Origin of the sequence: Natrinema sp. H-ect1 (genome assembly GCF_041821105.1) — an archaeon.
Lineage (GTDB): Archaea > Halobacteriota > Halobacteria > Halobacteriales > Natrialbaceae > Natrinema > Natrinema thermotolerans.
Map to the genome: position 1 here is coordinate 100,776 of NZ_JBGUBA010000008.1, position 11,876 is coordinate 112,651.

At 69.9% G+C, this 11,876-nt stretch carries 13 protein-coding genes; 6 read left to right on the forward strand and 7 right to left on the reverse strand.

The genetic code is table 11. The features are described from left to right. The first annotated feature begins 132 nt into the window (after positions 1-132). The 4 genes from ACERIM_RS15325 (at position 133) to ACERIM_RS15340 (ending at position 4,199) form a co-directional block, all read left to right on the forward strand. A complete protein-coding gene (locus tag ACERIM_RS15325) occupies positions 133-1,065 on the forward strand; it encodes a polysaccharide deacetylase family protein (protein WP_373633357.1) in 933 nt (310 codons plus the stop codon). 85 nt (positions 1,066-1,150) lie between these two features. Next, on the forward strand, positions 1,151-2,293 hold the full coding sequence (locus ACERIM_RS15330) for a Gfo/Idh/MocA family protein (RefSeq protein WP_373633358.1): 1,143 nt from the start codon (positions 1,151-1,153) through the stop codon (positions 2,291-2,293). Continuing rightward, a complete protein-coding gene (locus ACERIM_RS15335; RefSeq protein ID WP_373633359.1) occupies positions 2,290-3,222 on the forward strand; it encodes a DUF362 domain-containing protein in 933 nt (310 codons plus the stop codon). The genes ACERIM_RS15330 and ACERIM_RS15335 overlap by 4 nt, the downstream gene beginning before the upstream one ends. Positions 3,223-3,224: 2 nt before the next feature. Next, complete coding sequence (locus ACERIM_RS15340) at positions 3,225-4,199, forward strand: NAD-dependent epimerase/dehydratase family protein (protein WP_373633360.1); 975 nt, start codon at positions 3,225-3,227, stop codon at positions 4,197-4,199. A 42-nt stretch (positions 4,200-4,241) separates the two neighbouring features. Here the strand turns inward: ACERIM_RS15340 and ACERIM_RS15345 are convergent, their stop codons facing one another. From ACERIM_RS15345 to ACERIM_RS15355, 3 genes are all read right to left on the reverse strand, one after another. Beyond that, on the reverse strand, positions 4,242-4,673 hold the full coding sequence (locus tag ACERIM_RS15345; protein ID WP_373633361.1) for a hypothetical protein: 432 nt from the start codon (positions 4,671-4,673) through the stop codon (positions 4,242-4,244). Next, the gene (locus ACERIM_RS15350) at positions 4,666-5,253 is read right to left on the reverse strand and encodes an ArsR family transcriptional regulator (protein ID WP_373633362.1); all 588 of its coding nucleotides are present in this window, start codon (positions 5,251-5,253) and stop codon (positions 4,666-4,668) included. The genes ACERIM_RS15345 and ACERIM_RS15350 overlap by 8 nt, the downstream gene beginning before the upstream one ends. An 81-nt stretch (positions 5,254-5,334) precedes the next feature. Beyond that, positions 5,335-6,318 (reverse strand): glycosyltransferase, encoded by a 984-nt coding sequence (locus ACERIM_RS15355; RefSeq protein ID WP_373633363.1) that lies wholly within the window; start codon positions 6,316-6,318, stop codon positions 5,335-5,337. 165 nt (positions 6,319-6,483) lie between these two features. Here ACERIM_RS15355 and ACERIM_RS15360 point away from each other — a divergent pair, with 165 nt between their 5' ends. Both ACERIM_RS15360 and ACERIM_RS15365 read left to right on the forward strand, forming a co-directional pair. Next, the gene (locus ACERIM_RS15360) at positions 6,484-7,584 is read left to right on the forward strand and encodes a hypothetical protein (RefSeq protein ID WP_373633368.1); all 1,101 of its coding nucleotides are present in this window, start codon (positions 6,484-6,486) and stop codon (positions 7,582-7,584) included. Between the two features lie 96 nt (positions 7,585-7,680). Continuing rightward, entirely contained in the window at positions 7,681-7,884 is a 204-nt protein-coding gene (locus ACERIM_RS15365; RefSeq protein ID WP_006650375.1) for a hypothetical protein, read from the forward strand. 92 nt (positions 7,885-7,976) lie between these two features. Here the strand turns inward: ACERIM_RS15365 and ACERIM_RS15370 are convergent, their stop codons facing one another. The 4 genes from ACERIM_RS15370 to ACERIM_RS15385 form a co-directional block, all read right to left on the reverse strand. Beyond that, complete coding sequence (locus ACERIM_RS15370; RefSeq protein WP_049905902.1) at positions 7,977-9,056, reverse strand: glycosyltransferase family 2 protein; 1,080 nt, start codon at positions 9,054-9,056, stop codon at positions 7,977-7,979. Then, positions 9,049-10,536, reverse strand: coding sequence for a nucleotide sugar dehydrogenase (locus tag ACERIM_RS15375; protein WP_373633364.1), 1,488 nt, complete (start codon positions 10,534-10,536; stop codon positions 9,049-9,051). Before ACERIM_RS15375 ends, ACERIM_RS15370 begins: the two co-directional genes overlap by 8 nt. Continuing rightward, the gene (locus ACERIM_RS15380; RefSeq protein WP_373633365.1) at positions 10,536-11,561 is read right to left on the reverse strand and encodes a Gfo/Idh/MocA family oxidoreductase; all 1,026 of its coding nucleotides are present in this window, start codon (positions 11,559-11,561) and stop codon (positions 10,536-10,538) included. The genes ACERIM_RS15375 and ACERIM_RS15380 overlap by 1 nt, the downstream gene beginning before the upstream one ends. Next, the coding region (locus tag ACERIM_RS15385) for a DegT/DnrJ/EryC1/StrS family aminotransferase (protein WP_373633366.1) at positions 11,558-11,876 on the reverse strand (319 nt) is incomplete at its 5' end. The genes ACERIM_RS15380 and ACERIM_RS15385, both read right to left, overlap by 4 nt.

Sequence of the window (11,876 nt, forward strand, 5' to 3'; positions counted from 1 at the left end):
TCGTCTCGCCGTTGCGGGCTCGTCGACGGGCAACGACGCCGGTCCCGATTCCGTCGCCGGCAAGAGATCCATAACAAAGTCATCCCGTCGGAACCGTCCAGATATGAAACGCGTCCAACCGTGGTGGGATCCGTGGGCAGCGTCGTAATCTCGCTCGATGCGGAACTCGGCTGGGGGTTTCACGATCTCGTGACGCCGCCGGCCGAACGGGTCGAGGCCGGCCGTCGCGGCTGGTCGGTCATGCTCGAGCTACTCGAGGAGTTCGAAGTGCCGGCGACCTGGGCCGTCGTCGGCCATCTCATGCTGGATAACTGTGATGGGGTTCACGACGATCATCCGGCTCCGGAGGGGTGGTTCGCCCGCGAACGGGACGAGTGGGCCGACCGCGAGGACCTGCGATACGGCCCTGACCTCGTTGCCGACGTCCTCGCGGCCGACGCCGACCATGAGTTCGCCAGCCACACCTTTTCGCACGTGTTGTTCGGTCGCCCCGAAACCGACCGGGAACTCGCGGTGGCCGAACTCGAGCGCAGTCGCGAGATCGCGGCCGACTGGAACCGATCGATCGACACCCTGGTCTATCCCCGCAACGACGTCGGCCACCGCGACGTCCTGGCCGAGCAGGGGATTACGGCCTATCGCGGGCGGTCCCCGACCCGGGACGGCGTTCGCGGCCTGTTCGACTCGACGGTCCGGGATCGATCGATGCTCGTGGAACCGGTCGTCGACGAGTACGGGCTGGTCAACGTTCCGGCCTCGCTATTCCTGTTCGGGTTCGAAGGGGCTGCCCGTACCGTCGCCGAATCGATCTGGGCGGACCCGATGGTCGAACTGGCCCGTCGCGGTATCGACGAGGCTGCCCGCACCGACGGGCTCTTTCACATGTGGCTGCACCCGAACAACCTGACCGACGAGCGAGACGACCGTCGCATGCGGGCGATCCTGTCGTATCTCGACCGCCAGCGGGCCGCAACGGACCTCCGGGTCGAGACGATGGCCGACGTCGCCGATCGGGTCGCGCCCGAGTCGGGGTTTAGCGAACGGGCAACGGCGAGCTGGCAGTGAGCGGCTGAAAGGGAGCGCTACACGAAAGCTCGACGAAACGTACGACGGCGATAACAAAGCCCGCTGGCGGCCCCGTTTCGGGCAGATGACTCCACCGCTTCTGAATCGCTGGACGGACTCGAGTACGCTCTCGCTCGGTATCCTCGGCGTCGGCAACATCGGCATGGTACACCTGAAATCGGCGGCGGCGATGCCGTCGGTCGAGGTCGTCGCGGCCGCCGACGCCGTCCCGGGGAACCGCGAGCGGGCGGAACGGGCCGGCGTCCCGCGGACCTACGACGATTATACGACGCTGCTCTCGGCCGAGGACGTCGACGCGGCGGTCGTCGCCCTCCCGCCCTTTCTCCACGCCGACGCCGTCGAGCGGGCCGCCGAGGCCGGCGTCGACGTCTTCGTCGAGAAGCCGCTGGCCCGCTCGACCGAGGAGGCCGACCGGCTCCTCGAGACGGCCCGCGAGGGCGATATCGCCGTCGGCGTCGACCACACGCTGCGCTACCAGCCGGACATGCAGGGCGTCAAGGCGGCCTACGACGAGGGCAGCGTCGGTCACGTCCCCTACGCCTCGATCACCCGACTCAACGACGGGCCGCTCGGCCGACCGCCGGCCGAGGACGCCCCCGCGTCCTGGCCGCTCGACGCCGACGCCGCCGGCGGCGGCTCCCTGCTGGAACTCGGCGTCCACTGTTTCGACGTCCTCGAGTGGCTGTTCGGCGACCTCGAGGTGCGGGACGCGTCGATGGGACGAAGCCTCGAGACCGACGTCGAGGACGCGGCAACGGTCCTCATGGCCGCCCCCGAGACGGAGACGACGATCACGCTGCACTGTGGCTCCTATCAGTGGGAGCAACTCCCCGAGGTCAACACCCGGCTCCGCCTCGAGGGCGTGACGGGGACGATCAGCAACGACGACTACCTGCCGGGGAACTTCTACGCCGACGCGGCCAAGTCGGCGCTCTCGAACGTCGCGAGCCGATTCACGAGCGACGAACCCGACGTCTTCGGGCCGACGTTCTACCTGCAGGCCCACTACGACGCGCTGGCGGACTTCTGTGACGCGATCCGCGAGGGCGAGCGCCCGCCCGTCGACGGCGAGGCCGGCAGACGGACGCTCGCGCTGGCCGAACGGGCCTACGAACTCGCGGCCGCCGAAGCGGGCGAGACGGACGGTGAAGCGAACGAGACGGACGCAGGCGCGGACGACCGCGGGACGCCGGAGGTGACGCGATGAGAACCGAGGCGGTCCGCGCCGCCCGAACCGACGACGCCGATCGCCGCAGTGGCTGGGATCCCGACGTCGACGCCCGGCTGGCCGCCCTCGAGTCGCCGGTCCGGGATGTCCTCGGGCCCGCGCTCGAGGAACTGAGCGACGCCGAGCGGATCACGATCGTTCCCGACGTCCACTACCCGTTTCACCCCTCCTCGGGGATGGTGACCGACCCGGCGGTCGTAGGCGCGATCGTCGCCCGTCTCGAGGACCGGACCGACGCCGAGATCGCCGTCGCGGGCGCGACCGACGACCGGATCGACTTCGATCGGACCGCCGAGTACCTGGGCTATCCGGACCTGCTCGAGCGGTTCGACGCGACCCTCGTCGACCTGGCCGACGAGCCCCGAACCGGCGGCCTCAGCGGGGTCGAGGACGAACCGGTCGCGCTCTCGGTCCCGACCCGGCTCGCCGAGGACGCGGTCGTCGTCGTCCCGTCGCTGCGGCCGACCGCCGACGGGCCGGTCGCGGGCGCGATGCGGACCCTCGCCGCGCTGGTCGACTGCGACGCGGGTGCGGACCGGGCACCGGTTGCGGTCACCCGGTCGGTCGAACCGACTCTCGCCGTCCTCGACGCGACGGTCGCCTACGGCGGCGATCCGATCGCCGCGGACGCGCTGTTTGCCGGCTCGGCTCCCGCCGTCGATGCCGTCGCTACCTCCTTGCTCGGCCGCTCGCTCGAGGCCGATCCGGTGCTTTCGGCCACCCGTCGCACCGACGACCCGGTCACCGTCGACGGGGCGGGCGTCGACGTCGATCGCCTGCGAGGCCGGATCAGTGACGGTGCCCTCCCGCCGTCCGACGACCCCCACCCGGCCGTCACGACCGCGTACCGACTCTACGCGGCAGTAGCCGGCGACGCCGTCCCGCCACAGCTCGAGGGGGGTCGATAACCGTGTCCGCCGACGCCCCTACTGCGGCAGTCACCGGCGCGACGGGGTTTCTCGGCTCGCACCTCTGCGAGCGGCTGCTGGCGGATGGCTGGACCGTTCGTGGCCTCTGCCGGCCGACGTCGGAGCGGGGCGACCTCGAGGGCATCGACTGGCACGTCGGCGATCTCGCCAACGGGGAGACGCTGCGCGAACTCGTCGACGGCGCGGACGTGGTCTTTCACCTCGCGGGGATCGGACTCTGGAGCGCCGGCCCGGCGACGATCTGGGCGGTCAACCGCGACGGCACCGAGCGGCTCCTCGCGGCCTGTCGTGACGGTGACGTGGGTCGCGTCGTGTTCACCAGCACGGCCGGGACGCGCCGGCCGCAGGGCGACGCCGAGTTCGCCGACGAGACCGACGTGGCCGAGCCGGTCGGGGCCTACCAGGCCTCGAAGGCCGCCGCGGAGGAACTGGTCGACGACTACGCCGCCAACGGCGGCGACGCCGTCACCGTCCATCCGACCTCGATCTTCGGCCCCGGCGACGAGGCGTTCACGGCACAGTTGCTCGCGATGGGCGTCGAACCGACGATGCCGGCACACCTCCCCGGCGGGCTGAGCATCGTCGGCGTCGCCGATGTCGTCGACGGGCTGCTGGCGGCCACAGAGCGCGGCGAGAGCGGCGACCACTACATCCTCGGCGGCGAGAACCTCACCTACGACCGCGCCGTGTCCCGGATCGCCGACGTCGCCGACGGCTCCCCTGCGCGGATCCGCGTCCCCGCGACCGCGATCCGCGCCGCCGGCCCCGTCGCCGAGGTCGTCGACGCCGTCGCCGATCGCCGGGTGTTCCCCTTCGATCGCGACATGGCCGAGATGGCGACCCAGCGGCTGTTCTACACGTCGCGCAAGGCCAGCGAGGAACTGGGCTACGAGTACCGCCCGCTCGAGGCCCACGTTCCCGAGGCGATAGAATGGTATCGGGCGGCGGTGCAGTGACTACGAAACGGAACGCCGCTGACGACCGACCGTCGGACGGGGTTACGGCGGGTTTTCGTTCGAATTGAGGACCGCGGGATCGCCGGTCTCGAGCGCGTCCCACCAGCACTTGATAACCGCGAGCGTGACCAGTTCCGGCTCCTCGTGGGCGATACACGACTCGCGGTGTTCGGCCGGGGTCGCGGGCGGATGGAAGTGCTTGTCCGGCACTCCCGGCCGGATCTCCCAGCCGAACCGGAACTCGAGGTCGGCCTCGCTGTAGTGGTACTTGTATCCGTGGTTCGTCCACCACTGAACGTCGAACCGACAGCGATCGGTGTCGAAGCCGGCGGCGAGGGTCACCTGAAGTTCGACCGGGTCGATCGCGTCGGGAACGTACTCGACCGCCGAGACCAGTCCGTTCAGTCGGTCCCGAAAGACCCCTTCGACGGCGCGGAGCGCGTCCCAGTCGATCGGTCCCCGCTCGTCAGGCATTCTCCGTGTGTTCCGCACCGGTACTCATCGCGTCGACGAGTCGCGTCTCCACGAACGACCGGGCCGTTTTCGCGAACGCGAGATTCCGACGCGTCGTCTTCCATCGGGAGAGGTCGTCCCAGCCGTCCTCGTCGTCGGGTTCCAGCCGATCCACGAGTTCGTCGGGGCCCGTCGCGTCGTAGCGTTCCTGGAACTCCTGGATCCGCGCCTTCATCTCGCGGATCGAGCGCTCGAGTTCCGCTCGCGAGTGGTCGTCGGCCAGCCGCTGGACCCGCTCGAGCCGTCGCCGATCGGGATCGCGGCGGAACCGTTTCCCCGTGCCGGTCTCTTTCGTCGTCGCCCGTCCCGTCTCGGCGAGCGCCGTGAGGTGTTTGCGTGCGGTCGGTTCGGAGACGCGGGCGCGATCGGCGATCTCGCTCGCGCGCTGCCAGTCGGTCGTCCGCCCTAACACCGCGTCGACGCGTTCGAACGCCGTCGTCGCGGCCCGCCATTCCGTCTCCGCGGCGTCGTTGACCTCGTCGCCGGTATCCGTCTCCGGAAACGGCTCGAGGTCGGCGACTCGTGGACCGTCCTCGCTCATACGCCACCGTACGTGCCGGTAAAAGATATGTTTTCCCCAGAAAAATATACTTGGGACGGACGTCGAAGGCGAGACCGACGCCTACTCGAGCCGTCCCGTTCCCACGACGCGCCGCTGTTCGCCTTCGGGCTCGGTATCGATCACCGTGTCCGCGACCCGCTCGTAGACCTCGAGCAGCCGGTCCGCGGTTCGATCGATGCTGACCTCGCGGGCGGCCGCGCGGCCGTTCGATCGCTCGCCGCGCTCGAGGACCGCGAGCAGCCCCTCGACGAGTTCCTCGTCGCTCGTCGCGACGACGGAGGGGTCAACGCCGGCCAGCCGTTCGGGGACATCGCCGACGTCCGTGGCGACGACGGGCAGGTTGCAGGCCAGCGCCTCTTTGACGGAGTTGGGCGAGCCCTCGCTGTCGGACGTCAAAAGCAACGCGTCGGCGGCGTTCATGTAGTCGGCGACGGCATCGTGGTCGACGCCGTGGACGGTCCGGAGCCGCACCGGTTCCTCGCGGAGGTTGTCCACGACGGAGACGATCCGCTCGGCCCGCGGGTGGTTCTTGACCCCGCGAGCGGGCGGGTACGGAAAGAGGATATCGCGGCCCTCGTCGTCCCAGCCGACCCGTGCTTTCGCCCGCGCCTGCGGCTCGGGCCGGAATCGCTCGAGATCGACCCCGTCGGGGATCACCGTACACTCCCGTCCGAGCGCCTCGCGCATGCGCTCGGACATGACGACGACCGCGTCACAGAACGGCGCGGCCGCCTTGCTGATGGGGGCGACGGGGCCGTGGACGTCCGATCCCCACAGCGAGAGGACGGTCGGGGTGCCGAGCCCCGCCAGCGCCAGCGGTGCCGTCAGCCCGTAGTGGGCGTGGATCAGGTCGTAGCCGGCCGCCGCCTTGCGGACGACCCGCGGGACGGTCCGGACGTAGTCGACGGGCCGCCGATCGGTGTCGGCGGCGACCTCCCCGGCCACCGACAGCGTCGTAAAGGAGACGCCGCGTTCCTCGAGCGCGGCCTGTTGCTGGGTCATGAACGGGGCGTCGGCGTACGTCGTGAGCGTGAGGACCTCCATCTCGACTGCGGGGGACGACGGCCCGGAGCCGCTTTGTTAGCCGCGGCGCTCGAGGCCGTTTTCCTTCACGTACAACGGGACGTGCCGATCGCATCTCGAAATTTCGCCCAGCGACTACCTGTAGTAATGCGATTACAAAGCGTCGAGGGCGGCTACCTCCCGACGATGCGGATCCTCGTCCTGGCGAACACGCCGGCACACGTTCACCTGTATCGACACGCGGTCGACCGCCTCGAGCGGGCGGGCCACGACGTCCTCGTCCTCACCCGGGAGTACGCCTGTACGACCGACCTACTCGACTACTTCGGGATGCCCTATCGGGTCTACGGCCGCCACGAGACGGACGGCTACTCGCGGCTCGGGTTCGTCCGCGAACTGGGCGGGCAGTTCCTGACGATCGGGCTCGAGGCGCTGCGGTTCGATCCGGACGTGATCTTCGGCCGGGGGCCCTACGCGGCCTACGCCGGCACGCTCTCGCGAGCGCCGGTCGTCCTCGTCCTCGACGACGAACCCGGCGACTTCAACCATACCGTCTCCCGGCCCTTCGCCGACTGCATCATCTCGCCCGCCGTGACTCGCCGGGATCTCGGCGACGCCCACTACACGTTCGACGGCTTCAAGGAATGTGCCTATCTCCACCCGGAGGTGTTCGAACCGACCGGCGACGTCCGGGAGTACCTCGATGTCGACCCCGACGAGCCCTACGTCATCGTCCGGTTCAACGCGCTCGACGCGCTCCACGATACCGACCTCGAGGGGTTCCGGCCCGAGCAGCGCCGGGACCTGATCGAGCGGCTGAGTGAGTCGGCGACGGTCTTCGTCTCCGACGAGGGCGGCGAGTTGGACCTGCGAGACCTCCCAGCGCGGCCCTACGACCTCCATCCTGCCCTGATCCACGACGCGATGGCCGAAGCCGAGCTGCTGGTGGCCGACACCGGGACGATGGCCACCGAGGCCGCGCTGCTTGGGACCCCGGCGTTCCGATATCGGGGCACCGACGACCACGAGTACGGCGAGTTCCGGGCACTCGAGCGGGCCGGGCTAGCCGAACAGTTCGACGCCTACGACGCGGTCCGGGACCGGTCGCTCGAGATCCTCGCCGACGACGGGGCGAGCGACCGCTGGGAGCGCCGGCGGCGGGAGTACGTCGGCAGCCTGGTGAACCTGACCGACCTGCTGGTTGCGGTCGCGGAATCCCGGGGCTCGATCGCCCGGCTTGAGGGCGAGGCAAAGCGGGCGCTCCGCCCTCGATCGCACTCCCTGTGAGGTTCCGGACACTCGTTCAGTAATAATAATGTCGTACCGACAGTCGCGAAACACTTATGACTCGCTCTGGAATAGGAGCGATCACCACCCCGTTCTATGAGCCTCTCCACCCTCCTCGGTGACCTGTTCTCCGACGCGGAGTCGGGGACGGACGCCCCCGAACCCGCTACGGAGAGCGGGGAAGACGGGTCGGTCACCGTCCTCCACGAGTGTCGAAACTGTGGAACCAACGTCTCGGCCGAGACGAGCCGTTGTCCCGCCTGTGAGAGCCAGGAGATCGTCACCTACTCCATCGAGTAGCCCTGGCTCTCCCGGCGTCGACGACGCGGCTCGAGCCGCTGCTGTTGCTCTCGACTCCCTCTCACTCCCCTTTCTCCCTCGGCGCCGCGTCGCTACGGGTCCTGCCGTGCCGGCGCTCGATTCTCGCGGCTGACAGGCTCCGCATCGCCCTCGCGGTCGGCACACGGGCGCTCGAGGTCCTCGCTCGCCGCGGCGTCGAGTCTGATCGCGGAGCCGAGCGAGACGAGGCCGAGCATGGTGGCGACGAACGACGCGAGTCCGGCGGTGAACCCGTCCCCCTCGCGAGTCGCTCGGGCGGCCGACCCGGCTAGTCCGATCAGCCCGCCGGCCAGGCCCAGCGAGCCGACAGCGTAGTGGACGACGGCCGGGTTGAACGATCGGGCGACGTACTTGGTCTTCAGCCGCCAGCAGAAACTACGCAGCAACAGCAGGGAGACGAACCGGACGAACGGCACGTAGCGGATGCTGCTCTCCTCATCGCCGTAGACGGCCGACATGGGGACGTCCGCGACCCGGCGATCGGCGACGTTGAGGTGGGTCAGGATGTGGTTGAGGAAGCCGTACCGGTCGGTGATCGCCTCGAGGTCGAGGTCCTCGATCGTCTCCCGCGAGATGGCGGTGTAGCCGTTCTGCGGGTCGCCGATCGACCAGTAGCCCGACGCGAACTTCGAGAGGCCGGTGAGGACGGCGTTGCCGAACAGGCGGAACCTCGACATCTCCGCGCGGTCCGCGGGGCTGCGCAGCCGGTTGCCCTTCGCGTAGTCGGCCTCGCCCGTGGCGACCGGGTCGACGATCCGATCGAGGATCGCGGGGTCCATCTGGCCGTCGCCGTTCATCACGGCGACGACGTCCATCCCGTCCGCGGCGGCCCGCCGGTAGCCGGTCTTGACGGCCGCCCCGTAGCCGCGGTTTGCCTCGTGGCGGATCGGGACGACCCGGCGATCGTCGCCCCCGTCGGCCACGGCGACGGCCGGATCGGCACCCTCACTCGCCGCCCGCTCGTTGAGCCGCTCGGCGACCCGCTGAATCACGCTCCAACTCTCGTCCGGCGAGGCGTCGTCGACGGCGTAGATCCGATCGACGAAGTCGGGGACGGTCTCGATGACTCGCCCGACGAACGCCGCCTCGTCGTAGGCCGTGACGACAACGCCGATCCGCTTTCCCTTATACATCGGTTCCTCCGTCGGTCGTCGCCGGCGTCGTTTCGGCGTCGCAGCCGTCCGTTTCATCGCCCGCACGATGCCGGCCTCGAGGCGGTCGCCCGTCGCTCGAGCCCGCGAGGTCGTACTCCCGATGGTGCGTCCCCGAGAGGTCGACCGCGTCCCGGCCGTCGACGACGACCATCGGCTCGAGGGCCTCCCACGCGATTCGGTCGAACGCGGCGTGGGGCGTGACGACCACCGCGGCGTCGAACCCCTCGCCACGTAGTTCGTCGATCTCGACGGGCCGCGCGCCGTAGTCGACCGGATCGACGAGCGGGTCGACGCCCGCGACGTCGGCTCCGAACTCGTCCAGCGCGTCGATGACTCCCAGCGCGGGCGAGGCGCGAGTCTCCTCGACACCGGGCCGATACGTGATCCCGAGGACGACGACCGACGCGTCCGCGAGGTCGGTGCCCTCGCGGGCGAGTTCCCGCTCGAGGCGCTCGACGACGGTCGCGGGCATCCCGTCGTTGACCCGGCGGGCCGTCTCCGTCACGGCCATGGGCTCGTCGGTCCGACCGAGCAGGAAGTGCGGGTAGTAGGGGATGCAGTGGCCGCCGACGCCCGGCCCGGGGTCGTGGAGCTGGCACATCGGCAGGTCGTTGGCGGTGTCGATCGCCTCGCGCACCGAGATCTCGAGTTCGTCCGCGAGCCGGCCGAGTTCGTTGGCCAGCCCGATGTTGACGTCGCGGTAGATCCCCTCGAAGACCTTGACCGCCTCGGCGGTCGTCGCATCCGAGACGGGGTGGACCGCGTTGTCGGAGAGTTCGTCGTAGACGACGGCCGCGGCCCGGGTACTCTCCGGGTCGACGCCGCCGACGACCTTCGGGTACTGGCCGCGGATGTCCCGCAGGGCGGTCCCCGATGACGTCCGCTCCGGACAGAACGCCAGTCCGAACTCGTCGGGCGCGAGGCCGCTTTCGTTCGCGAGATGGGGCCGGAGGACGTCGCGGCAGGTCCCCGGCGGCAGCGTCGACTCGGCGATCACGAGATCGCCGGGGGCCAGTCCGGCCGCGATGTCGTCGGCGACCGACTCGACGGTCGTCAGGTCGGGCTCGTTCTCCGCGTCCAGCAGCGTCGGCACGATGATCACGTGGATCCGCGCCGCCGCGGCCGCCGCCTCGCCGTCGGTCGTCGCCGCGAGCCGCCCGGCCGCGACCTGCTCGGCCACCAGCTCGTCGAGGCCGGGCTCGCCGACGACGTGGCTCTCGCCGTCGACGACCGACTCGACCACGGCGGGATCGACGTCGACGCCGGTGACGTTCCCCGTCGTCTCGGCGTAAACCCCCGCCAGCGGCAGCCCCATTTTGCCCAGCCCGTAGACGGCGACGGGAACCTCGCCGTCCGTCAACCGTTCGCGCTGACGGTCCGGGGACAGCTGCGAACCGTAGAGCCCCTCGACGGTCGCCCCGGCTCCATCGTCGCGTTCGTCGTTCGATCCCGCGACCATCAGGCTTCCACCTCCCGGTCCTGGGGGAGCTCGTCGTCGGATTCGTCGGACGGCCCCGCAGCGAGCCGGTCGATCAACTGGACCGTCTCGAGGGCCGCGATCCCGTCGTCGGCGGTGACTTCCGGCACCGAGCCGGTCCGGACGGCGTCGAGAAACGACTCGAGTTCGTACCGGAGCGGCTCGCCGTTGTCGACGTGGGGCCGCTCGACGACGCTCTCGTGGCGGTAGCGGGGCTGGCCGTCGTCGGCGAGGTACTCGGGGTAGGAGTCGCGATGGATCAACACCGACTGCTCGAGGTAGTCGACCTCGACGAGACACTCGCGGGCGGTGACGGTCAGTTTCCGCACCTTCTTCTGGGTGACGCGGCTCGCGGTCACCGTGGCGATGGCGTCGCCGTACTCGAGCGTCGCGGTGGCGTAGCGGCCGTTCTCGGTCCCCATCGCGGCGACCGATCGGGGCCGTTCGCCAAGCAGCGCGCCGACGATGTCGACGTCGTGGACCATCAGATCGAAGACGACGTTGTCCGTCGCCGTCCGGTCGATCGGTGGCCCGAGCCGCTCGGCCTCGACGCTGATCACGTCCAGATCGTCGATCAGGTCCGAAAGCGTCCGGACGGCCGGGTTGAACCGCTCGATGTGGCCCACCTGGAGGACCAGCCCGGCCTCGCGAGCCTGCTCGGCGAGGCGCTGGCCCTGCTCGACGGTCTCGGCGATCGGCTTCTCGACGAGGACATCGACCCCGGCCTCGAGACACGTCGAGACCGTCTCGTAATGCACGTGGGTCGGCACCGCCACCGTCACGGCGTCACAGCGCTCGCAAAGCGTCTCGAGGTCGATCGCCTCCGTTCCGTACTCGGCGGCGACGCGGCGGGCGACCTCGTCGTCGTGATCGGTGATACCGGCCAGTTCGACGCCCGGGAGTTCGCGGTAGACCCGTGCGTGGTTCTCGCCCATGGAGCCGACGCCGACGACGCCGGCGCGGAGCTGTTCCTCGGTCGTCGCGTTCGCTCGATCGTCTGTACTCATTGGGTCGTGAAATGGTCGCGGACTGCTTCGACGACGATCCGCCTGTCGCGCTCCGAGAGGGTCGGATGGACGGGCAGGGACAGCACCTCGTCGGCCGCCCGCTCGGCCACCGGGAACTCGGCCGCGGCCGAACTCACCGTCTCGTAGGCCGGCTGGCGGTGGATCGGCGTCTCGTAATAGATACCCGTCCCGACATCGCGCTCCTCGAGGGTCGCCGCGAGGGCGTCCCGGTCGTCGGTCCGGACGGTGTACTGGTGGTAGACGTGCCGGTAGCCGGCCGGCTCCGTCGGCGTTTCGACCGGCAGCTCGGCCAGT

Bases quoted from the DNA above. Each gene is read 5' to 3' on its own strand.
- ACERIM_RS15380 (WP_373633365.1), bottom strand. From the start codon at position 11,561: ATGAGTACAGACGATCGAGCGAACGCGACGACCGAGGAACAGCTCCGC.
- ACERIM_RS15360 (WP_373633368.1), top strand. From the start codon at position 6,484: ATGCGGATCCTCGTCCTGGCGAACACGCCGGCACACGTTCACCTGTAT.
- ACERIM_RS15335 (WP_373633359.1), top strand. From the start codon at position 2,290: ATGAGAACCGAGGCGGTCCGCGCCGCCCGAACCGACGACGCCGATCGC.
- ACERIM_RS15370 (WP_049905902.1), bottom strand. From the start codon at position 9,056: ATGTATAAGGGAAAGCGGATCGGCGTTGTCGTCACGGCCTACGACGAG.
- ACERIM_RS15355 (WP_373633363.1), bottom strand. From the start codon at position 6,318: ATGGAGGTCCTCACGCTCACGACGTACGCCGACGCCCCGTTCATGACC.
- ACERIM_RS15365 (WP_006650375.1), top strand. From the start codon at position 7,681: ATGAGCCTCTCCACCCTCCTCGGTGACCTGTTCTCCGACGCGGAGTCG.
- ACERIM_RS15350 (WP_373633362.1), bottom strand. From the start codon at position 5,253: ATGAGCGAGGACGGTCCACGAGTCGCCGACCTCGAGCCGTTTCCGGAG.
- ACERIM_RS15375 (WP_373633364.1), bottom strand. From the start codon at position 10,536: ATGGTCGCGGGATCGAACGACGAACGCGACGATGGAGCCGGGGCGACC.
- ACERIM_RS15345 (WP_373633361.1), bottom strand. From the start codon at position 4,673: ATGCCTGACGAGCGGGGACCGATCGACTGGGACGCGCTCCGCGCCGTC.
- ACERIM_RS15330 (WP_373633358.1), top strand. From the start codon at position 1,151: ATGACTCCACCGCTTCTGAATCGCTGGACGGACTCGAGTACGCTCTCG.